General features: G+C 63.1%; 26 protein-coding genes. 12 read left to right on the forward strand and 14 right to left on the reverse strand.

Annotation, left to right across the window (positions count from 1 at the left end):
- Positions 1-22: 22 nt before the first annotated feature.
- The 3 genes from CK219_RS25925 to CK219_RS25935 form a co-directional block, all read right to left on the reverse strand.
- A complete protein-coding gene (locus CK219_RS25925; RefSeq protein WP_095769458.1) occupies positions 23-1,021 on the reverse strand; it encodes an LLM class flavin-dependent oxidoreductase in 999 nt (332 codons plus the stop codon).
- Positions 1,022-1,024: 3 nt separating this feature from the next.
- Positions 1,025-1,846, reverse strand: a complete 822-nt coding sequence (locus tag CK219_RS25930; protein ID WP_095769459.1) for an arylamine N-acetyltransferase — start codon at positions 1,844-1,846, stop codon at positions 1,025-1,027.
- Positions 1,847-1,993: 147 nt separating this feature from the next.
- Positions 1,994-3,160 carry an AI-2E family transporter gene (locus tag CK219_RS25935; protein ID WP_095769460.1) on the reverse strand — a complete coding sequence of 389 codons (1,167 nt, stop codon included), beginning with the start codon at positions 3,158-3,160 and terminating at the stop codon, positions 1,994-1,996.
- 260 nt (positions 3,161-3,420) lie between these two features.
- Here CK219_RS25935 and CK219_RS25940 point away from each other — a divergent pair, with 260 nt between their 5' ends.
- Complete coding sequence (locus CK219_RS25940) at positions 3,421-3,984, forward strand: carboxymuconolactone decarboxylase family protein (RefSeq protein WP_095769461.1); 564 nt, start codon at positions 3,421-3,423, stop codon at positions 3,982-3,984.
- Between the two features lie 415 nt (positions 3,985-4,399).
- On the opposite strand, the gene CK219_RS25945 is transcribed toward CK219_RS25940, so the two are convergent.
- A complete protein-coding gene (locus CK219_RS25945) occupies positions 4,400-5,296 on the reverse strand; it encodes a DDE-type integrase/transposase/recombinase (protein WP_210200019.1) in 897 nt (298 codons plus the stop codon).
- 208 nt (positions 5,297-5,504) lie between these two features.
- Here CK219_RS25945 and CK219_RS25950 point away from each other — a divergent pair, with 208 nt between their 5' ends.
- Entirely contained in the window at positions 5,505-6,971 is a 1,467-nt protein-coding gene (locus CK219_RS25950; RefSeq protein WP_095769463.1) for an AAA family ATPase, read from the forward strand.
- Here CK219_RS25950 and CK219_RS25955 read toward each other — a convergent pair.
- Positions 6,968-7,159, reverse strand: a complete 192-nt coding sequence (locus tag CK219_RS25955) for an RNA-binding protein (protein WP_245340619.1) — start codon at positions 7,157-7,159, stop codon at positions 6,968-6,970. The genes CK219_RS25950 and CK219_RS25955 overlap by 4 nt on opposite strands.
- 22 nt (positions 7,160-7,181) lie before the next feature.
- A complete protein-coding gene (locus tag CK219_RS25960; protein WP_095769465.1) occupies positions 7,182-7,496 on the reverse strand; it encodes a DUF1330 domain-containing protein in 315 nt (104 codons plus the stop codon).
- A 140-nt stretch (positions 7,497-7,636) separates the two neighbouring features.
- Between CK219_RS25960 and CK219_RS25965 the strand changes: the two genes are divergently transcribed.
- Entirely contained in the window at positions 7,637-8,476 is an 840-nt protein-coding gene (locus tag CK219_RS25965) for a helix-turn-helix transcriptional regulator (protein WP_176477152.1), read from the forward strand.
- 27 nt (positions 8,477-8,503) lie between these two features.
- Here CK219_RS25965 and CK219_RS25970 read toward each other — a convergent pair whose 3' ends face one another.
- Positions 8,504-9,565, reverse strand: a complete 1,062-nt coding sequence (locus tag CK219_RS25970; protein ID WP_095769467.1) for an LLM class flavin-dependent oxidoreductase — start codon at positions 9,563-9,565, stop codon at positions 8,504-8,506.
- Positions 9,566-9,793: 228 nt separating this feature from the next.
- On the opposite strand from CK219_RS25970, the gene CK219_RS25975 reads away from it, so the two are divergent.
- Complete coding sequence (locus CK219_RS25975) at positions 9,794-10,222, forward strand: DUF6481 family protein (RefSeq protein ID WP_095769468.1); 429 nt, start codon at positions 9,794-9,796, stop codon at positions 10,220-10,222.
- A 73-nt stretch (positions 10,223-10,295) separates the two neighbouring features.
- Here CK219_RS25975 and sugE read toward each other — a convergent pair whose 3' ends face one another.
- Positions 10,296-10,610 carry a quaternary ammonium compound efflux SMR transporter SugE gene (gene sugE / locus CK219_RS25980; protein WP_095769469.1) on the reverse strand — a complete coding sequence of 105 codons (315 nt, stop codon included), beginning with the start codon at positions 10,608-10,610 and terminating at the stop codon, positions 10,296-10,298.
- Positions 10,611-10,797: 187 nt separating this feature from the next.
- Entirely contained in the window at positions 10,798-10,923 is a 126-nt protein-coding gene (locus tag CK219_RS32660; RefSeq protein ID WP_095769470.1) for a hypothetical protein, read from the reverse strand.
- Positions 10,924-11,120: 197 nt separating this feature from the next.
- Between CK219_RS32660 and CK219_RS25990 the strand changes: the two genes are divergently transcribed.
- Together CK219_RS25990 and CK219_RS25995 are read left to right on the forward strand one after the other, a co-directional pair.
- Positions 11,121-12,080: a cation diffusion facilitator family transporter gene (locus tag CK219_RS25990; RefSeq protein WP_095769471.1), complete on the forward strand. Its 960-nt coding sequence runs from the start codon at positions 11,121-11,123 to the stop codon at positions 12,078-12,080.
- Between the two features lie 35 nt (positions 12,081-12,115).
- Positions 12,116-12,520, forward strand: coding sequence for a GFA family protein (locus tag CK219_RS25995; RefSeq protein WP_095769472.1), 405 nt, complete (start codon positions 12,116-12,118; stop codon positions 12,518-12,520).
- 249 nt (positions 12,521-12,769) lie between these two features.
- On the opposite strand, the gene CK219_RS26000 is transcribed toward CK219_RS25995, so the two are convergent.
- Entirely contained in the window at positions 12,770-14,023 is a 1,254-nt protein-coding gene (locus tag CK219_RS26000; protein WP_095769473.1) for a DNA recombination protein RmuC, read from the reverse strand.
- A gap of 103 nt (positions 14,024-14,126) precedes the next feature.
- Between CK219_RS26000 and def the strand changes: the two genes are divergently transcribed.
- From def to truA, 5 genes are read left to right on the forward strand one after another with little or no spacing between them, the layout of a single operon-like run.
- A complete protein-coding gene (def, locus tag CK219_RS26005) occupies positions 14,127-14,657 on the forward strand; it encodes a peptide deformylase (RefSeq protein ID WP_040984875.1) in 531 nt (176 codons plus the stop codon).
- Positions 14,658-14,714: 57 nt separating this feature from the next.
- The gene (locus tag CK219_RS26010; protein WP_095769474.1) at positions 14,715-14,894 is read left to right on the forward strand and encodes a hypothetical protein; all 180 of its coding nucleotides are present in this window, start codon (positions 14,715-14,717) and stop codon (positions 14,892-14,894) included.
- A gap of 57 nt (positions 14,895-14,951) precedes the next feature.
- Positions 14,952-15,887 carry a methionyl-tRNA formyltransferase gene (fmt, locus tag CK219_RS26015; RefSeq protein ID WP_095769475.1) on the forward strand — a complete coding sequence of 312 codons (936 nt, stop codon included), beginning with the start codon at positions 14,952-14,954 and terminating at the stop codon, positions 15,885-15,887.
- Positions 15,884-16,390, forward strand: a complete 507-nt coding sequence (locus CK219_RS26020; protein ID WP_095769476.1) for an N-acetyltransferase — start codon at positions 15,884-15,886, stop codon at positions 16,388-16,390. The genes fmt and CK219_RS26020 overlap by 4 nt, the downstream gene beginning before the upstream one ends.
- Positions 16,391-16,413: 23 nt before the next feature.
- Positions 16,414-17,169 (forward strand): tRNA pseudouridine(38-40) synthase TruA, encoded by a 756-nt coding sequence (truA, locus tag CK219_RS26025; protein ID WP_095769477.1) that lies wholly within the window; start codon positions 16,414-16,416, stop codon positions 17,167-17,169.
- Between the two features lie 21 nt (positions 17,170-17,190).
- On the opposite strand, the gene CK219_RS26030 is transcribed toward truA, so the two are convergent.
- The 3 genes from CK219_RS26030 to dapE are packed head-to-tail and all read right to left on the reverse strand — an operon-like array spanning position 17,191 to position 19,282.
- Complete coding sequence (locus CK219_RS26030) at positions 17,191-17,472, reverse strand: type II toxin-antitoxin system ParD family antitoxin (RefSeq protein WP_095769521.1); 282 nt, start codon at positions 17,470-17,472, stop codon at positions 17,191-17,193.
- A gap of 2 nt (positions 17,473-17,474) precedes the next feature.
- Positions 17,475-18,080, reverse strand: a complete 606-nt coding sequence (locus tag CK219_RS26035; RefSeq protein ID WP_095769478.1) for a transporter — start codon at positions 18,078-18,080, stop codon at positions 17,475-17,477.
- A 2-nt stretch (positions 18,081-18,082) separates the two neighbouring features.
- Positions 18,083-19,282 (reverse strand): succinyl-diaminopimelate desuccinylase, encoded by a 1,200-nt coding sequence (gene dapE / locus CK219_RS26040; protein ID WP_095769479.1) that lies wholly within the window; start codon positions 19,280-19,282, stop codon positions 18,083-18,085.
- Between the two features lie 174 nt (positions 19,283-19,456).
- Here dapE and CK219_RS26045 point away from each other — a divergent pair, with 174 nt between their 5' ends.
- On the forward strand, positions 19,457-20,491 hold the full coding sequence (locus tag CK219_RS26045; protein WP_095769480.1) for a 2-dehydropantoate 2-reductase: 1,035 nt from the start codon (positions 19,457-19,459) through the stop codon (positions 20,489-20,491).
- On the opposite strand, the gene CK219_RS26050 is transcribed toward CK219_RS26045, so the two are convergent.
- On the reverse strand, positions 20,400-21,167 hold the full coding sequence (locus CK219_RS26050) for a hypothetical protein (protein WP_095769481.1): 768 nt from the start codon (positions 21,165-21,167) through the stop codon (positions 20,400-20,402). The two genes, CK219_RS26045 and CK219_RS26050, sit on opposite strands and share 92 nt — an antisense overlap.
- Positions 21,168-21,173 lie beyond the last annotated feature (6 nt).

The raw sequence follows: 21,173 nt of genomic DNA on the forward strand, positions 1-21,173 counted from the left end.
CATGTCAGAAGCCATGGCGCCGTCAGGCCGCCTTCGACATCGATTTGTGCACGTCAGCGAGGATCTCGAAGGAGCGCACGCGCGCCGCATGGTCGAAGCACTGCGCCGTCACCATCAATTCATCGGCGCCGGTGCGGCTTATGAAGGCGTCGATGCCTTGGCGCACTGTCTCCGGCGAGCCGACGACGGCGCAGGACAGCGCCTGGGCAAGCATGGCTTTCGCCGCAGGATCGAGGTCGCGGTCGTAATTCTCGACCGGCGGCGGCAATTGGCCGGGCCGGCCGCTGCGCAGATTGACGAAGGCCTGCTGCAGCGAGCTGAACAGAAGCTTCGCCTCGGCGTCCGACGGCGCGGCGAAGACATTGAGGCCGAGCATGACATAAGGCTTGTCGAGTTGCGCCGACGGCTGGAAGCGCGTGCGATAGACCTCCAGCGCATGATCGAGCTCGGCCGGGGCGAAATGCGAGGCGAAGGCGTAAGGCAGGCCGAGAAGGGCTGCAAGTTGCGCGCCGTAGAGGCTGGATCCGAGGATCCAGACCGGCACGCTCTGGCCTTCGCCGGGCACGGCGCGGATGCGCTGGCCTTCTTCGGCCGGCTGGAAATAGCCCATCAGCTCGACGACGTCCTGCGGGAAATTGTCGGCGCTTTCGAGATTCCGCCGCAGCGCCCGCGCGGTCAGCATGTCGGTGCCCGGCGCGCGGCCGAGGCCGAGATCGATGCGGCCGGGGAAAAGTGCGGCCAGCGTGCCGAACTGCTCGGCGATCACCAGCGGCGCATGGTTGGGCAGCATGATGCCGCCGGCGCCGACGCGGATCGACTTCGTCCCGCCGGCGACATGCGCGATCACGACGGACGTCGCCGCGCTCGCAATGCCCGGCATGTTGTGGTGCTCGGCCAGCCAGTAGCGCCGGTAGCCCAGCCGCTCGGCATGGCGGGCAAGGTCGAGCGAATTGGCAAGCGACTGCGAGGCGGTGCTGCCTTGCGTGATCGGCGACAGGTCGAGAACCGAAAGGGCCGTCATTGGTCAGGTCTCCACGATGCGTTTTTCCCGCAGCCTCGCCTCGAAGGCGGCGCGGTCGGGAATGACGATGGCGAGCTGGTTCTCCAGTACGCCGGCGAGCTCAGCGGCGGTCGCGATCTCGCGCTGCTCGCTGCGGCCGCCGGCATGATGTGTCGACAACCGGTTGTTGCGCAGCGCATAGCGCCGGTCGGGCAAGGCGAGCGCGGCAACCAGCGTGGTCAGGAAATGCGAGCTCGGATGCGTCGACAGGAAATGGCTTCCGACCAGGTAGTCGACCTCATAAGCCTGGCTCATGTCGAAGCGGTAGAGCGTGCGCCAATCGCTGCCAATGCCTGCTTGCAGGCGAAGATCGTCGCCGGTCTCGACGATGCGGAAGGCCTCGTGCGGTGTCTGCTGCACCAGCCCGGACTCAAGCAGCAGCGGCGCCGTCAGCGTCAGGCCGCCGAAGCCGACATCGGCAATGTAGGTGCGGCCGCCGAGCTCGACGCGCAGCAGCATATGGCTGCGCGCGGTGACGGCATCATCCGGCTGGCCCCACAACACGCGCGCCGCCAGCCCGCTGGTCGTGAAGCCGAGCGCCTTCAGCGCATGCATGAAGATGAGATTGTGCTCGAAGCAATAACCGCCGCGGCCCTGGCGAAGAATCTTGTCCTGCAGCGAGGCGATGTCGAGCCCGACGGAAACGCCCATCAAGGCGTCGATGTTCTCGAACGGGATCGCCTGCGGGTGGGTTGCGTGCAGCGCCTGCAGCGTCGCCAGCGAAACGTCGGTCGGCCCGTCATAGCCGATGCGGGCGAAATAGCCATCGAGATCGAAGTCGCTCATTCAGGGGCAGGTCCGGCTTGACCGGCCCGATATAGGCACTGCCCGCCAACGCTGCAAATAACGGCCACGCTTTGCGATTGGGCCACATGCCAATGCATGTCGCCCGGAAGTGCGCAGCGGTTCTCGGACTTTTCAGCGCGACGTGCTTCAGGCCGGTTTGTGATTGTTTTCGGCCGGCTCTTCCTCGATGGCCATGGACTGCTGCGCCGCCAGGAAGTTGCCGACATGGCTCAGGCCCTCGAAATGGTCGCAGAAGACCTTGATGACGACCAGCAACGGCACCGCCATCAGCGCGCCGACGAAGCCCCACAGCCAGGACCAGAAGGCGATCGCGATGAAGATCGCCACCGCATTGATCTCGAGGCGCCGCCCGACCACCGTCGGCGTCACGAACTGGCCTTCGATGATGTCGCACAGCACCACGAAGGCCGGCGCCAAGAGCGCATAGGCGATCGTGTCGAAGCTGATCAGCGCGATGACGGCGACAATCACGACCGTCATCAGCGCGCCGACATAGGGCAAGAAATTCAGCAATGCCGCCATCGCCCCCCAGACGAGCGGGTTGGGCATGCCGAGCCCCCACAAGCCCAGCCCGATCACCGTCCCGAGACTTACATTGATGATGGAGACCGTGAGCAGATAGTGCGAAATCTCGCGCTCAACGTCATAGACGATGCGCAGCGCCCGCTTCTTCTGCGTCATGCTGGCGAAGGATTGGACGATCTTCTCGTAGAACAGCGTGCCGGAGGCGAGCAGGAACAGCGACAGCACGAATACGATGGTGATCGCAGTGCCTGCTTCCAGGATGTTGCTGGCCGCCGTGGACAGGATGCCGGAAGGCGCTACCGCGACCCGCTGAAGGCCGGGTTCCTGAGACGTCTCCGTCAGCGCCTCCAACTGATGTGCGAGGTCCATCATTCGTTCGAGCGGCCGCTTGAACGGCGCCAGCCGCTCGGTGAGCCGCTGGCCGATCGAGTAGCTGTTGTTGATGAGGTCGATGACCGGACCGCTGAGCAGATAGCCTGCGGCGGCGAAGACGAAGATCGAAAGCAGCACCAGCAGCGTCGCCGAGACAACCTCAGGGATGCCGTGCTTGCGCAGCAAACGCACGATCGGCGTCAGCGTCAGCGCCAGCAGAAAGGCGAGTATCACCGGCATGAAGAAGGCGCGCGCGAAGTACAGCGCCGCCGCCGTCATCAGAATGAAGATCCCGATCACCAGCGACCGCGTCAAGCGCATGTCCGCCCGGGCGCTGGCACGCGGATCAGGGCTTTCGGCAACGCTCGCGCCCGAAACGATCGGCTCGGCTTTCATCGGTTCCCCTTGCAAGCCCACCACCCAAACAATGAATGCATGGCAGGCTTCCGGGCGAAACGCGGGAGTTCCGGGCAAGGTTCCATGAGCCGGCTGTCCGCGGCATCGCACATGCGGTCGCGCTATTACATGACGTGTAATTGAGCCGCTGCGCCGGCCAGGCCTAATACGGGGCAGGCTTTTGCGACGACAGAGCAGAAGGCTGGCGCGGCGAGACTTCGTCCGCGCGATCACATCCGATTTTGCAAGAGGACGTTACAATGCAAAGGTTCAACCTCCAGACGATTGGCTCGGCACCCGAAAAATCCAGGCCTGCGCTCAAGGCGTTGGAAGAGAAGTTCGGCTTTCTTCCGAACGTCATGGCGACTATGGCCAACAGTCCGGTGCTTCTCAACGGATTCGTCGCCACCTTCGGCAGTTTTCACGGCGGCAGCTTCGATGAAATCGAAAAGCAGGTCCTGCTGCTTACCAATGCGGTGACGATCAAGTGCCCCTGGACCGTTGCCGCGCATTCGACATTCGCCATCGAAGACGGCATCGACGAGGGCGAAGTCCAAGCGATCCGAAAGGGCAGGCTGCCAGCCAACCCGAAATACGCGGCGCTCTCGGCGTTGACCAAGACGTTGATCGAAAAAAAGGGAAACGTCACCGATGCCGACATCGATGCGTTCACCGCGGCGGGTTACTCGAAAGCCCAAGTTCTGGAGGTGGTGACCGGCGTCGGCGTTTCGACAATGGCGGCAACCACGACCAACATGGCCGGTACGCCGATCGAGGAGCGCTTCCGGGCGCAGGCATGGTCTCCGCTCGCGGTGGCAGCCTGACCCGCACAAAAACCGAGACCTGGAGCGCGACGCACTTCAGCGTGATTGGCGGCGCATGGATCGGCACGATCCCTGCGCCGCCAAAACTTGAGCCGGATTGAAGCGTATCGCAGGTAGTGTCTCAGTTTGAAATTTGACGCAACTGTTTCAAGAGCAGGGCTATCTTCTTAGGCGTATCGGTTGGCGCACGAAAAACCGCATGCGAGCGGAAGTGTTTCGCTACTTGCGGGCGAACTCTTCGGTCCCCGATGACCACAGGCGGATTACGTTTCACGGTCGCACGTCCCTAAAACAGGGAAAGCCGAAGAAGCGCCACCCGGGGCTCCCTCAGCTCTCGACCTTCCCGATGGGTTTACGATAAGCAACCAACGGGACTAATAACCACAACACCCAATGTGCACTATCGTTCCGGTCCTTAGTGAGTATTTTCGGCCGCGCGCTTTTTGTAGGTGCCGCGCTTGCCCGGCTTCGGCGCAACGGCGTCCATCTTCTCGCAAAGATCTTCCATTGACCAGAGCGTCTTGGACACGCCAGCGGCCATAGCCGGCGTCATCTTCAACGTCTTGTGCATTTTCACGAAGTTGTACCAGACAGTGTAGATCGCGACCATGTGTACATGGTTGTCGAACTTCTTTGAGAACGCATTGGTAAGGCGCGTGAAGCGACGGTTAGCCATGCGCATCGTGAGGTTGGCGCGCTCGATATGCGACGTGCTGACATGCACCGGATCGGGATTGCCTTCGATCCGCGTCTTGGTCGCGCCAGTGCACACAGCCGGGCTATATCGGCGCTCTGGCGACTTGTTGCTTTCCGGCTCGCCGTACTGCTTCACAAGCATGGCGTAATCGATGTCGGCACCAAAGGCTTCTTCGACCGCATTGAGATAGGCGCGGTGGCCATCCGTCGTAAGCTGGACGCGGTTGGCGAGACGGTCCTTCACGTCGTCCATGAAGGCCAGTGCGTATTCGCCATCGCGACCGCCGACCAGCCAGGAAATGATGAGCTTGCTGTCGCTGTCCAGAGCGGTCCAAGTCCACACGTCGCCAGCGCCATCGACAGGTTGCTTCATGCTGGAAACGTTCTTCGCCTTCGCGCCGACGAACGACCAGATTTCATCGCACTGGACGCGCCTGGACGTGACGTTGCGGACTTCGCGGTCGTGCAGATCGGCGCAGAACTTGCCGGCATCAACAAGCAGCTTCGAAACTGTGTTGATCGACACATCGGCAACGCGAGAGATCGACCGCATCGAGCTACCCTCGCAGAGCATCGAGAGGATTTGGACGCGGGTTTGCAGGGGCAGCTTGTTCATGCCCCTAATATGTGAACTTTTATGCTTAGTGTCAAGCATATTTGTCACATTTGTGCAGACACATCCCCCTACCGCACGGGGAAACGACCGATTTCCCCATCTCTCGCTCGCCATTTTGGCATATAATGCTGCACCAATATCAGTTAATTGACAAAATAGCGAGCGCCAGCTACGGATATCGCACGATAAACCGAGCGGGAGAAGTGTGGTGGCGCTTAGCCGGGAAGTCAGACGTCTTGAACGGTCATGGCAGAATGAATCAGCGTGGCCGAAGCGCTTGGACTGGGTGGAGATCGAAAACATTCGCGGATGGCAGGGGCAGCGGATTCGCTTCCCGTTTCCTATCGTTGCGATTGCGGGCGAGAACGGGTCGGGCAAATCAACGATCATTCAGGCGTGCGCGGCGGTCTATCAAGGCCATCTCAGCAAAGGCTCGGTCAAGCAGAAAGGCACCAAGTATGCGTCGGACTTTTTCCCAAGCACGTTTTGGGATCAGATCACCAATGCGGCTGTCAAATTCGGCTACACTGAGGGGAAGGAAATCAAGGAAGGCAGCATCCGCAAGCACACGGAACGATGGAAGGGCAATGTGGAACGGCCCGTGCGACCCGTCCAATGGCTCGACCTTAGCCGGATTGTTCCGATAGGCGGTCGTGTTGGCTATGCCAAGATAGCCCGATCAATTCATATCGAAGCGACTGCCGTGACTTTCGATGAAGATCGCTTAGGGCGCCTGTCGTCTATTCTGGGGCATAAGTATGATAACGCGAAAATGGCCCTTACGGACGTTGACCCAGAAAGGCCGATTTCCGTCCTTCATAGAGCCAATGCCGCGTATTCTGGCTATCATCAAGGCCAAGGCGAGATCACCATCGCCGAACTAATTCAGGCCGATCTCCCGAAGTACAGCCTGGTACTGATTGACGAGATCGAATCGTCACTTCATCCCAGAGCGCAGCGCCGCCTGATCCGCGATCTCGCTACTGTTTGCCGCGAAAGAGAGCTGCAAATTATCCTAACGACCCATTCTCCGTATGTATTGGAGGAACTGCCAAGGGAAGCCCGACTCCAAATCTTTGAGCAAGATGGCGTCAGGCAGGCGATGATCGGCGTAAGTCCAGAGTTCGCGCTTAGTCGAATGGACGACGTAACGCACCCAGAATGCGAACTCTATGTTGAGGACGACGTGGCCCAAACATTGGTTCGCGAGATACTATCGCAGCGTGCGCCAGATATCGGGTCGCGCGTGTTCGTAACCCCCTACGGGGCTGCTTCTGTCGGATATCAGCTTGGTCAAATGGTTGACGGTAAGCGGTTCCCCAGACCAGTGGGCGTGTTCTTAGATGGGGATTGCAAACCGGGAGTGGGCTGCTGCGTCCTTCCGGGCGAGGATGCGCCGGAGCGCGTCATCTTCGAAGACCTTGCAAAAATCAATTGGGGCGATCTCTGGGTGCTGCTTTTGCGCGATACATCGATTGTGTCGGACGCTTGTAACTCTAGTCTGGCGCTATCAGAGCATCACGACTGGATACCAGAGGCCGCGAAGCGGCTGATGATTGGCGGCAACATTCTATGGCATGCTATGTGTGCGGCTTGGGTCAAGCGGTGCATGGTGCAGGCAGATTTCGAGCGTATCCGGCAATATATCGAGGACAGGTTTGCCGATTACGACTAGCGTTTCCAACGGCTTTGCGCCGCCTTCTTAGCGATCTCTGCGCGCCGCTCCGGTGTCATGTTGGCGGCGCGCTTCCTTCCGCCCTTCGAACCAAGTTCTTTGGCGGCGGCGCTCTTGCCGTCATCCGGCGCATCGTCGGTTTCCTCGCCCGTAGCAATGCGCATGACGCGGACGGCATTGCCGATCACGTCGGCGGGGCGCTTTTGGCCTTTAGGTCCGGTTGGCATCGCGTGGCTCTTCGCAACCTTCTGTGATGATAATGTCGGCAATAGCCTTGCCTTCTCGCATTGATATAGCCTTCGCGTATTCCGGGGAGTGGTAGCAAGCAAGAGCGGTGGCGAAATCCTTGAACTCCATTATGACTATCCTCGACCGTCCCTGGCCTTCCACCACTTCGGCCTTGCCGCCGCGAGCTAAGTATCGAGCGCCAAACTTCCGAGACGCGTTGGCTGTCTCTGCGATATAGAGCTTATATCCTTCAGGATCGCTCACATCGACCGACACCACCCAGTAGCCCTTAGGCATTACCTGCTCCCATGCTTTCCGCTAAGCATATAGGAGTTCGGCCCGTGGCGCGACAGGTTGGTCGATGGCCGGCGATAGCCGTCAAATTTCAAACTGAGACACTACCGTATCGCAGCGGCGGTGCCCGAGGATTGCTGACCATGAACCCGTCGAATATCAGGACAGGCATGACCCTCGATCTGGGTGTGCTCTTGCGCCACTGGCGCGATTTGCGCGGCACAAGCCAGCTCGATCTGTCGCTTGATACCGGCATCTCCCAACGACAGATCAGCTTCATCGAAAGCGGACGCAGCGTGCCCAACCGCGAAACCCTGATGGCTATCGCCCGGGGGCTCGATGTGCCTTTACGCGAGCGTAACACATTGCTGCTCGCCGCGGGCTATGCGCCGATGTTTTCCGAAAGCGCGTGGGATTCGGTGGAAATGAAAAGCGTTACCGACGCCCTGACGCGCATCCTGCGGCAGCACGAGCCCTTTCCAGCAGTCGTGATGGATCGCTACTGGAACGTGCTCATGGCCAATGAATGCGCGCCGCGCTTCTTCGGCTGCTTCATCGACATGTCCGCCCGCCAGGGACCGCGCAACATGTTGCATCTGATGTTTGATCCGCAAGGCATGCGTCCGTTCATCGCCAATTGGCCCGATGTCGCCAGGAGCTTGTTCGAGCGTGTCTATCGCGAATCCATCGGCCGCGTTGTCGACGAGAAGACGAAGGCCCTGCTGGCGGAATTGCTCGCCTATCCGGATGTTGAAAACCAATGGAGAAACCCGGTGGCACTGGGCTTCACGCCAGTCATTCCGCTGGGGTTCGTCAGGGAAGGCAGGGTTCTCAACTACTTTTCGATGGTCACCACGGTCGGGACGCCGCAAACCGTCGCTGCCCAGGAACTGCGTGTCGAGTGCATTTTCCCGGCCGACGAGGCAACCGAGGCGCTTCATGCCGAAATGATGGCCGTCGGCGCCGGGCATCCAGCGGCCTAGCATCTGGAGACCGGCGTCGACTACCGCTCAGTCGACCGGCGCCGCGAGGGCGGGCGCGGTTTTGGCCGTCTCCTTGCGCACGATCGGCGCCACCCTGGTGCCGTAAAGCTCGATAGCCTTCATGATCTTGGCGTGCGGCATGGTGCCGATCGCCATCTGCAGCAGGAAGCGGTCGTTGCCGAAGATCTTGTGCTGGGCGACGATTTTTTCCGCCACGGCCTCAGGATTGCCGACGAAGAGGGCCCCGCTGGGACCCCGCGCGTGATCGAAATGCGCGCGCGAGGTCGGGCCCCAGCCGCGCTCGCGGCCGATGCGGTTCATCACCTCGGCCTGCGGTCCGTAGAAATCGTCGGCCGCCTGTTCGGTCGTCTCGGAGATGAAGCCGTGCACGTTGATGCTTGTGGCGAGGCTGGCCGGATCGTTGCCGCCGCGCCGCGCGGCCTCGCGATAGATATCGAACAACGGCGCAAAACGCGCCGGCTCGCCGCCGATGATGGCCAGCGCCAGCGGCAGGCCGAGCACGCCGGCGCGCGCGGCGGATTGCGGCGTGCCGCCGATGGCGATCCAGACCGGCAGTTTTTCCTGCAACGGACGCGGATAGACGCCGCGGCCGTTGATCGGCGCGCGCAGCTTGCCCTGCCACGTCACTGTCACCTGGTCGCGGATGGCGAGCAAGAGGTCGAGCTTCTCGGCGAACAGCTCGTCATAGTCCTCGAGATTGTAGCCGAACAGCGGGAAGGATTCGATGAAGGAGCCGCGCCCGGCCATGATCTCGGCGCGGCCGCCGGACAGAAGGTCAAGCGTCGCGAATTGCTGGAAGACGCGCACCGGATCGTCGGAGGAAAGCACCGTGACCGCGCTGGTCAGGCGGATGCGCTTCGTGCGCTCGGCCGCCGCGGCCAGCGCCACCACCGGCGCCGAGGCGGCATAGTCTGGGCGGTGATGCTCGCCGAGGCCGAACACGTCGAGGCCGACCTGGTCGGCCAGCTCGATTTCCTCGACGAGGTTGCGCAGCCGCTCATGCGGGCCGATCGCGCCGGGGCCTGGCTCCGGGCTGACATCGGCGAAAGTGTAGAGACCGAGTTCCATCTGGTTGCGTCCTCAATGTTCACGTGGGCTTTTGCTGTCGGCGCTAGAGGTAGCCATCCGCCGTTCTGCCCGCCAGACGCGCGATCTGTGAACAGTGCATCGCGCTGCCGGGCCGTATCCCTGCGGCAACAAGCCCGGATTTTTCATGGCTGCCATACCGTTTTGGCGCTTGAACTTACCGCTTTCACGCGTATGTAAGCGTCGCGAATAGACTGCAGGGAAGTACACTTGGCTATCTACAGGGAAAAAGACATTTTCGAGCGGCGCAATGCCGCGAACGAGGCAAAGAAGGCGCTGCTCGAGCGCTTCAAGGCAAAGCCGGCGGCGGATGATCCGACAGTGCTGGCTCGCCAGGCCGAACGCAAGGCGATCCTTGAGGCCCGCGCCATCCGAGAGGCGGAAAAGGCAAGGCTGAAGCAGGAAAAGCTGGCACGCGAAGCGGCCGAGAAGGCCGAGCGCGAGGCGATTGCCGAAGCGGCGCGTCTCGCGGCGGAAGCGGCGGCGGCCGAAGAGGCCAAGCGCCGCGAGGCCGAGGAATCCGAGCGCATCGCTTTCGAGCTTGCCGATGAGGCCGCGCGCAAGGCCAAGCGTGACGCACGCTACGCCGCCCGCAAGGCACGTGTCGGCCGTACGCCTCCGGGCTTCTCCGCCCGCTAGGTTCGGATTCGTTGGAAATTAAGTCAGGGTCGCCGAAAGCGGCCCTGAATGCGTTTGTGCTACGGATAGCAGGCTAGGCGACCAGTTTAAGCCCGACGATGCCGCAGACGATCAGGCCGATACAGGCGAGCCGGACGATCGTCGCCGGCTCGCCGAGCAGCCAGATACCGAGCAGCGCCGTGCCGACGGTGCCGATGCCGGTCCACACCGCATAGGCCGTGCCGACAGGCAGCGTCTTCAGCGCCAGCCCGAGCAGGCCGAGGCTTACGATCATCGAGGCGATGGTGAGAAGGGTCGGCAGCGGCTTGGAGAAGCCGGCGGTATATTTGAGGCCGATCGCCCAGCCGATCTCGAACAGGCCGGCGAAGAAAAGAAAAATCCAGGACATCGAAGACACTCCGTCATTCCAGCATCGCCTGAGATGCTTGGTGGCGAGTCGTCCCGGCCGATTTTCGGGGAAGCGAGGTCGTCCTCGCCCTTTGATATGGGGTGGCCTCGATCAACAAAACACCGGCAGCATTGTCATGCCGCCGGTTCAAAGTCAGCATTGAGCCGGGTCGACCGAATTCGGCCGCTTACTTTTCCTTGATACGCAACGCCTTGACCGGCGGCGCTTTCGGAGCCGGGGCCGCGGCGGGCTTCTTGGCGTCCTTCTTCGGCTTGCGGGCTTCCTTGCCCGCCTTCATCGCACCTTTAGCCATGATTCGCTCCTCCGATTGTGGACGTGCGAGTGAAACAAGAGAAATGCCCGGCTGCAAGAGGCTGTGCCGCTTTGCGAAGCCGGTCGGCCGGCTGTCAACCGATTTCCGGCACAGCGCTGTTCGAAACCTCGCACGGGCTGGTGCATTGTCTGTGAGGCGGGCCGCTAGGCTCGGGCGCGGGGCAGCTCGGAGATCGGATGGCAGGACATAGCGGGTCGAGACGGGTGATCTACGCCGCGCTCGCCGGCAATTTGGCGATCGCGGCGACCAAATTCGCGGCGGCCGCCCTCACCGGTTCGTCCGCCATGCTGTCGGAAGGCGTGCATTCGCTGGTCGACACCGGCAACGGCGCGCTGCTCCTCCACGGCATGCGTCGCGCCGCGCGGCCGCCCGACCGCACCCATCCGCTCGGCCACGGACGCGAGCTCTATTTCTGGAGCTTTATCGTGGCGCTTCTGGTGTTCGCGCTCGGCGCCGGCGTCTCATTCTATGAAGGCGTCATCCACATCATGGCGCCCGAGCCGTTCGTCGACGCCAAGGTCAACTACATCGTGCTTGCCCTTTCCTTCGTCTTCGAAGGCAGCTCATGGCTGTTAGCGCTGAAGGAGTTCCGGCAGCAGAAGGGCAAGCAAGGCTGGCTGCAGGCCGTGCAATCGAGCAAGGATCCCAGCGTCTATACGGTGCTGTTCGAGGACAGCGCCGCGCTGCTCGGGCTGGCAGTCGCTTTCGCCGGCATCCTGTCGGCCCAGCTTCTGGAAATCCCCGAGCTCGACGGCCTCGGCTCGATCGGCATCGCTATCATCCTCGGTGCGACCGCCATCTTCCTGGCGCGCGAGAGCAAAGGGCTGCTGCTGGGCGAACCTGCCTCATCCGAAGTGCAGAAGAAGGTGCTGGCGATCGTCCAGGACGATCCGGCGGTGCAGCGCGCGAACGGAATCCTGAGCGTCCATATCGGGCCGGAGGAAATCGTCGCGGGCTTGAGCATCGAATTCGAGGATCATCTCAGCGCGCCCGATATCGAGGCCTGCGTCGAGCGCCTGGAAGCCAGGCTCAAGAAGGAAATGCCGCAAATATCGAGGCTCTTCGTCAAGCCGCAGGCAACTGGCACATGGGAGCGGCGGCGCAAGGCCATGGCCGAGGCCTCGGAGGAGGGATAGATTTTGACAACGCGAACTTGTCAGGAGGAAGGCCTATGAAGATCGACGGCGGATGCCATTGCGGCGCCATCGCCTATGAAGCGGAGGTCGATCCGGAAAAGACCTCGATCTGCCACTGCACCGACTGCCAGCAGCTGACCGGCACGGCCTTTCGCGTGACGGTTCCGGCGCCGGAAAGCGACTACCGTATTACCCGCGGCGCGCCGAAGGTCTATATCAAGACCGGGTCGAGCGGCGCCAGGCGGGCGCAGGGCTTTTGCGGCGAGTGCGGATCGCACCTCTATGCCACGTCGGTGGGAGATGGGCCCAAGATCTACGGCATCAGGGTCGGCACGGCGCGTCAGCGCGAGGAACTCGTCCCGAAAAAACAGGTCTGGCACCGTTCGGCCTTGCATTGGCTGCTGGAGTTTGAAGGCATGGCGACCATCGAGGAGCAGTAGCACTGTCGGATCGGCCCGTTGACGGAAGCCTCGGCGATTGGCTGACTGTTTCGCGCCTTCGTCATCCTCGGGCATGACCCGAAGATCCATGCCGTGACCGATATGAGGGGCTCGGCGGAGCAAAATTCTTAGCCGTCTCAATGCGTTAGCCTCATGGCATGCAAGTGATCGGCGTTCCAGACAATCTCCAAGGGATGCGACCTCGCCAGCGAAGGAAGAATCGGTCGTTCCAACGTCGGCGTCGAGCGACTACTCGTCGCCCTCGACGACGCGCAGCCTGAGCTGACCCGTCTTGGAGTCTGCTACCCGCGAACCGCCTTCGGCCTTTGGCGCGGCACCTCGTGCGGCCTCGGTCTCGCCTTCCGCGAATTCCAGCGCCTCGATCTTCTGGCCGCGCTTGGTCACCTTCGACGTCGACACCAGGATGTCGTCGATGTCGCGCGCCGCCTGGCCGAAATGTGTCTGCAGCCGACGTACCCGCTCGTCGACCCGACCCACATCTTCCATCAGGCGGATGACCTCGCCCTGGATCAGATGCGCCTGCTCGCGCATGCGCGCGTCCTTGAGGATCGCCTGGATCACCTGGATCGACAGCATCAGCAGCGAGGGCGAGACGATGACGACGCGAGCGCGATGCGCCTTCTGCACCACCGCCTCGAAATTCTCATGGATCTCGGCGAACACCGATTCCGACGGCACGAACATGAAGGCGGTGTCCTGTGTCTCGCCCTGGATCAGGTATTTTTCGGCGATATCGCGGATATGCACCTCGATGTCGCGGCGGAAAGCCTGCGCCGCCGCCTTCTGCATGGCCTCGCCCTCGGCTGCGCGGATGGCGTTCCACGCCTCCAGCGGAAACTTGGCGTCGATGGCGAGTGACGGCGCGCCGTTGGGCATCCGCACCAGGCAATCGGGCCGGCTGCCGTTGGAGAGGCTGGCCTGGAACTCGTAGGCGCCGTGCGGCAGGCCGTCGGCGACGATCGCCTCCATCCGCGACTGGCCGAAGGCGCCGCGCGTCTGCTTGTTGGAGAGGATCGCCTGCAGCTGCACGACCTGGCCGGCCAAGGACTGGATGTTGCCTTGCGCGGTGTCGATCACCGCCAGCCGCTCCTGCAGCTTGGCCAGGCTCTCATGCGTCGACTTGGTCTGCTCGGCCATGGTCTGGCCGAGACGCCCGGTCATGGCGTCGAGCCGTTGTCCGAGCGACTGGGTGAGCTCGGCCTGCCGCGCCCCGAACACCTCGGCGATCGCCCCCATGCGCCCCTGCATCTCGGCCTGCGCTTGCATGATGTCGGCCATCCTTGCCTCAGCATCGCGGGCATGGTCGGCGGCTTCGGCGGCCGCCGCCGCGCGTGCCCCGGCCGCGCGCCACAAGGCGACGACGAGCGCCACGGACAGCGCAAGCAGAAGGATCGCGCCGAAAGCCAGCGCCTGGCCAAGCGTCACGGTCGTGGCGCCAAGCCGCGCGATGGGCTCGGAAAGGACGGAGGTCATGTCGTTCATTTGGGCAGCATAACCGATTCGGCCTCCTGGCACAGATCAAAACGTGAACAGGTCAAAGATGCCCCGGTTGACGCTTTTCAAGCGAGGTCTTAGGTGAGACGCCATGTCGATCAAGCCGCTCATCATCCTTCCCGATCCCGTCCTGCGCCAGGTTTCCAAGCCGGTCGAGCGCGTCGATGCCGATTTGCGCAAGCTGGCCGACGACATGCTGGAGACCATGTATGACGCGCCGGGCATCGGCCTCGCGGCGATCCAGGTCGGCGAGCCGCGGCGGCTGCTGGTCATAGACCTTGCCAAGGAAGGCGAGGAGCCTCAGCCGCATGTCTTCATCAATCCGGAAGTGCTCGAAAGTTCCGACCAGCGGTCCGTCTATGAGGAAGGCTGCCTGTCGATCCCCGACTATTACGCTGAGGTCGAGCGCCCGGCTTCGGTGCGGGTGAAGTATCTCGACCGCGACGGCAAGCTGCAGGAGATGCAGGCGGAAGGCCTGATGGCCACCTGCCTGCAGCACGAGATCGACCATCTCAACGGCGTTTTGTTCATCGACCACATCTCGAAGCTCAAGCGCGACATGGTGGTGCGGAAGTTCAAGAAGCTCGCCAAGGACAAGGCGCCGGGCAAGATGGTGGGCTAGGCGACGCCTTTCCGCGCCTGAAAGAACCCTGGATCATGATATCAGTCGAAGGTTTCGATGGGCGACACCCCGATCAGCAACATTCCTGAACCTAGCCCAAAGCCACAAGTCTCCACATGGGATGCGATCCGCAGCGCATTCGTGTCTGAAGACACGATCAGCGACGAATTTGCCGATATGATGAATGAGATCGAGGCTCAGAGGAAGCGCGATTTCGGCCGCGATTTCGACGATTGATCGAGATTCGCGAAAGCAAGCGCCAAAGCGGGCGGTAGGAAGAGGAGCACATCCGTCATGCCGCTTCGCGTCATCTTCATGGGCACGCCGGATTTCTCCGTGCCGACCTTGCGCGCCATCGCCGAGGCCGGCCACGAGATCGCGGCCGTCTACACCCAGCCGCCGCGCGCCGCCGGCCGGCGCGGGCTGGAGCTGACGCCCTCGCCGGTGCAGCGCGAGGCGGAGCGGCTGGGGCTCGACGTTCGGACGCCGACGTCGCTGAAAAGCGAGGCCGAGCAGCAGGCTTTTGCCGCCTTGCAGGCCGATGTCGCGGTGGTCGTCGCCTACGGCCTGCTGCTGCCGAAAGCCGTTCTGGACGCGCCAAGGCTGGGCTGCCTCAACGGCCATGCCTCGCTTTTGCCACGCTGGCGTGGTGCTGCTCCCATCCAGCGCGCCATCATGGCCGGCGATACCGAGACCGGCATGATGGTCATGAAGATGGAAGAGGGTCTGGACACCGGGCCGGTGGCAATGGTTGAAAAAGTCGCCATCGCGCCCGACATGACAGCCGGCGAATTGCATGACCGACTGATGGTTCAAGCCGCCTCGCTGATGGTTGAGGCGCTCGCGCAGTTGGGGATAAATTGTCTGACATTTACCCAACAGGCAACGGCAGGGGTGACCTACGCCCGAAAGATCGATAAATCGGAGACACGCGTAGACTGGACGCGGCCTTCTGGCGAAGTCCACAATCACATTCGCGGCCTCTCGCCCTTTCCGGGCGCGTGGTGCGAGGTCGACATTGGCGGCCGCATGGAGCGGCTGAAACTGCTTCGCTCGACGCTCTCGGATGGCGTCGGCGAGTCGGGAGGAATTCTCGATGACCGGCTGACGGTCGCCTGCGGGACAGGCGCGGTCAGGCTGGTCGAAGTTCAACGGGCGGGCGGAAAGCCTGCCACTGCGCAGGAGTTTTTGCGCGGAGCCAAGATCGAAAAAGGAACGAAACTCACATGAGCATGATGTCGATACGCGCGGCGACGCCGCGGGATCGCGAGGCGATCCGCCTCGTCGAAGAACATGCCTTTGGCCAGCAGGCGGAAGCCGGCCTGGTCGACGCGCTTGTCACCGGCGGTGATGCCGTCGTCGAGCTGGTTGCGGAGGAAGACGGGCAGGTCGTCGGCCATATTCTTTTCTCGCGACTGTTCGTTCAGAACGGCACCAAGCAGTTCGCCGCCGTCGCGCTGGCGCCGCTGGCGGTCGAGCCGTCGTTCCACGGCACCGGCATCGGCGGCGCGCTGATTCGCGAAGCGCATGTCCGCCTCAAGGAAGCCGGCGAGATGCTGGCCGTGGTGCTGGGCGATCCGGTCTATTATGGCCGCTTCGGGTACGCCCATGCGCGCGCCGCAGGATTCGAGAGCGAGTATCAGGGCGAGGCGCTGCAGGCGCTGGCCTGGGGCGACGCGCCCGAGACCGGGAGGCTGGTCTACGCTTCCGCCTTTACCGCTTTAGCCGCCTAGGCGAGCGGCAAGCGCCGCAGGACATGCCGCGTTTTCGGCTCGATATCGAATATGACGGCAGCCAATTCGCCGGCTGGCAGCATCAGGCCGACCAGCCCTCGGTGCAGCAGGCGATCGAGCAGGCGATAGAGAAGTTCTGCGGCGAAGAGGTAAGAATACGTGCCGCCGGCCGCACCGATGCCGGCGTGCACGCCACCGCGCAGGTCGCCCATGTCGACCTGGCCAAAGCGTGGTCGGGCGACAAGGTGCGCGACGCCGTCAACGCGCATCTGCATGCGGCCGGCACGCGTGTCGCCATTCTGAAGGCTGCCGTCGTCGCCGACGGTTTCGACGCGCGGTTTTCCGCCACCGGCCGGCATTATCTTTATCGCATCCTCAACCGCCGGGCGCCGGCGGCGCTGGAAAAGGGCAAGGTCTGGTGGGTGCCGAAGCGGCTCGACGCCGAGGCCATGCATGAGGCTGCCAAGGTGCTGCTCGGAAAGCATGACTTCACCACCTTCCGCTCAACCCAGTGCCAGGCCGAAAGCCCGGTCCGCACGCTTGATCGCCTCGACGTCAGCCGCGATGGAGACTTCATCGAGCTGCGCAGCTCGGCGCGCTCTTTTCTGCACAACCAGGTTCGCTCGATGGTCGGCTCGCTGAAGCGCGTCGGCGACGGCTCCTGGAGCGCCGCCGATCTCAAGGCGGCGCTCGAAGCGCGCGACCGCGCCGCCTGCGGCCAGGTAGCGCCGCCGGACGGGTTGTTTCTTGTCGGGGTGGATTATCCGGAAGGCGTCTGAGCGCGGTCTCGATCAGCCGCTTCACGGTTTCTTCTGCGAGTGGGTCTCGTGGCGCTTGCGCGCCCGTTGGGCCATTTCCGCAGGCGAAATGACTTTGCCAGGGTTTGTCTTCAACGCATCATAGGTCGGTGCGACTTCCTCGCGGAGCCAGCGCTCCACCGCGGCGTCGCGCTCCTGAAGGGCGCGAAGCCCAGCGCGGATGACTTCGCTGCTAGTCGCATACGTGCCCGAGCGGACGAGTTGATCGATGAAGGCGGCTTGCTCCGCCGGCAGGCTGAAGATGCATCTTTCGGTGTCGGGCAGGATCAACCCGTCGTGCCGTCCGGTATGTCGATGCCGAGCAGCGCCTGCAGGCCGAACAGGACCAGCAGCGAGGCAACGAACATGCCGATGAACACGGTCGTGCCCACCGCGGCGCCTTTGCCGATGGTTGTATTGGTCATGCGCCAGGTCAGCACCATCGACAGGGCGAACAGCGCCAGCGATACCAGGCTGCTGACCTCGCTGGCGGAAGGCAGGAGCAGCCTGAGCAGCGCCGAGGGCAGCATCAGCCAGGCGATGATCGCCGACGCCCAGTTGGACGCGACGACATAGTGGACGAAGCGGCCGCCGATGCCGGCGCGGGGCGCCACCAGCGCAAGTACGACCAGCGGCAGCACCCAGGAGCCGATATCGACGGTCGCCAGCCTTACCAGCATGCCGAGGCGCCCGGCGAAGGCATCGGGGTCGCCGACCTCATTGGCTATCCCGACCCAGCCGACGATCAGCGCCGGCGCCGCCACGACGATGGCAAAGAAGGAATTCCAGAAACCGTCGGCCGAAAGGTCGAGCAGGCGCAGGCCATCAGCCTTGCCGAACATCAGCCGCCAGGCGCCGGCCAGCGAAGCATAGGTTTCGTCTGCCGAAAGCATGGTCACGAAAGGCCTTGTCCGAACCAGTCTTCGATAAAGCGTTCGTAGATTTGCGTCAGCGTCTCGAGGTCGGCAAGCGCGACGCGCTCGTCCACCATATGCATGGTCTTGCCGACCAGCCCGAACTCGACCACAGGGCAATAATCCTTGATGAAGCGCGCGTCCGACGTGCCGCCGGAGGTGGAGAGCGCCGGCCTCTTGCCGACCACCGCCTTGACCGAACCGCTCAGCGTATCGATCAGCTTGTCGTCGCGGGTGAGGAAGACATGGCTCGGCCGGTCGCGCCAGACAAGCTCGTAGTCGACCGGCGCCTTCTTGCCCGGCCGGTATTTCTTGCGCGCGGCGGCCTGGTCGAGCCGGTTGTGGATCTCGGACTGGACCGATTCGGCGTCCCAGGTGTCGTTGAAGCGGATGTTGAAAATGGCCGTCGCCTTCGCCGGGATGACGTTGGTCGCCGCATTGCCGACATCGATCGATGTCACTTCGAGGTTGGTCGGCTGGAAATCCTTTGTGCCCTTGTCGAACACCGGATGGAGCAGCGCGTCGACAAGGCTGATCAGGCCACGCACCGGATTGTCGGCAAGCTGCGGATAGGCGGCATGGCCCTGGCGTCCGTTGACGGTGACGCTGCCCGACAGCGAACCGCGCCGGCCGATCTTGATCATGTCGCCGAGCGCATCGGGATTGGTCGGCTCGCCGACGATCGAGGCGTCCCACTTCTCGCCCTTGGCCGCTGCCCAGTCGAGCAGCTTGGTGGTGCCGTTGATGGCCGGACCTTCCTCATCGCCGGTGATCAGCAGCGACACCGAGCCTTTCGGGCCGCCATTCTGCGCGACATGGCGCGCAACCGCGGCGACGAAGCAGGCGATGCCGCCCTTCATGTCGACGGCGCCGCGGCCGTACATCTCGCCATTGGCGATTTCGGCGGCGAAGGGCGGATGCGTCCACGCCGCCTCGTCGCCCACCGGCACCACATCGGTATGGCCGGCAAACATCAGATGCGGGCCGTTGCCCGAGCGCCGCGCATAGAGATTTTCGATGTCCGGCGTGCCGTCTTCCGAGAAGATTGGGCGCTCGACCGAAAAGCCGAGCGGCTTCAGCATGTCTTCAAGCGCCGCAAGCGCGCCACCCTCGGCGGGCGTCACGGACGGGCAGCGGATCAGGGCGGCAAGATTCGCGGCGGGATCGGTAGGCAATGTCATGGGCAAAGCGATAGTCGAAAGCGTTTGTCGTGTCACGGTGGCAGATGATCGCCGCTCATGTCGCCGACAATATGGTTTTCATGACGGGTAAATGCATGTCGCCCGCAAGTGTGCGGCGGTTCTGGGAGAGCGACATGCATAATAGTAAGGTGCGGGCCAGGCGAGGACGAGCGCATGGCCCGTGAAACGAAGACGATCGCAATAGCCGGCGCCGGCAGCATCGGCTGCTATGTCGGCGGCTGCCTGGCGCTCGCCGGACGCAAGGTCGTCTTCCTCGGCCGCGGCCGTGTCGTCGCGGCCATGCGCGAAAGCGGGCTGCGCGTCAGCGATCTTGACGGCCGCGAACGCCGCATCGAAGCGCAAGCGATTTCGGCCTCCGACGATCCGGCGGCAGCGCTCCCCAATGCGGATGTCATCCTGGTGACGGTGAAGAGCGGCGCGACCGGGGAGATGGCCGGGCTGGTCGCCGCCCACGGACGCCCTGATGCCGTGGTGGTCAGCCTGCAGAACGGCGTCGACAATACGGACAGGCTGCGCGCCGCGCTTCCTGGACAGCGTGTGCTGACCGGCATGGTGATGTTCAACGTCGTCCTGTCGCCCGATGGCGAGGCGCCGTTGCGTGCGCACCGCGCCAGCCAGGGCGAGGTGATGATCGACGACGGCGTCGACGGCCTTGTCGATCTGCTCGACGTCGATGGGCTTGCCGTCGAAGCGCGAGCCGACATGAAAGCGGTGCAGTGGAGCAAATTGCTGATGAACCTCAACAATGCCCTCGTCGCGCTTTCCGACCTGCCGCTGGCGAAGCAATTGGCCGACCGAAGCTGGCGCGTCATCCTGGCCGGCCAGATCGACGAAGCGCTCGCCGCTATGCGAGCGGCGGGCATAGCGCCTGCGCGCATCACCGGCCTGCCGCCATCGCTGCTGCCGAAAGTGCTGCGGCTGCCCGACTGGCTGTTCGGGCTTCTGGCGCGTCGCATGCTTGCGATCGACCCTCAAGCGCGCTCGTCGATGTGGGACGACCTGAAACACGGCCGCCCGACCGAGATCGACGAATTGCAAGGCGCGATTATTCGCCTGGCCAGGCAAACAGGCATCCCGACACCGATCAACGAACGCATCAGCGCGCTGGTGCGTCAGGCGGAAGCGGAAAAGCGCGGTCCGCCCGGGCTCGGGGCGGAAGCGGTCGGCGGCGGTCGTCGATCAGCGTGATCTTCTGCCAGATCTTGCGCGACAGGTTGGAGCTCAGATTCTCGATATCGTTGACGGCATTGACGACGACATCGTCATTGACCGATTGCGCGAACAGCGCCGCGACCTTGCCGGCGATCGACAGCATTTCGGAGCAATAGTCGAGATAGCGCGCCAGGTCGGCCGCATCGGTGATGCGGGCGGGCGAGTGCGAGGTTGGCTTGAAATCGGCCGACAAGGTTGCCGGATCCTTGGTCAATTGATGCATGTCGATGACATGGATCAGCGAGCGCAGCCCGTGCAGCTGCCGGAAAACCTTCTTGCGCTTGATCCGCTCCTCGGTGCGGATCAGCGCCAGCAGCCCGATCACTGCCAGGATGACCGTGTTGATCGTCGCCTCGATGCCTTGCATCGACTGCACGGCATCGTCGGCGCCCGAAATGCGGTCGAGCGGCAGGATGGTGCCGACGAACAGGAACATCGCCACGCCGGCGACGAAGGCCGCGACGATAACGCCGCGCAGCCACCAGATCGGCGCTTCCAGTTCCTTGGCGGCCTTGGCGAGGTCTCGCGACAGCGACACCAGTTCGGCGGCAACGGCGCGCAGGCCCCTTTCCGGGAAACGCTCCGCGACCCGCTCCTCCAGCCTTTGAGCGGTCTCGATGATCCGCACCGGGTCGAGCGTGCGATAGCGCATGCGACC

This window comes from Mesorhizobium sp. WSM4313 (assembly GCF_002294725.1).
Classification (GTDB): Bacteria; Pseudomonadota; Alphaproteobacteria; order Rhizobiales; family Rhizobiaceae; genus Mesorhizobium.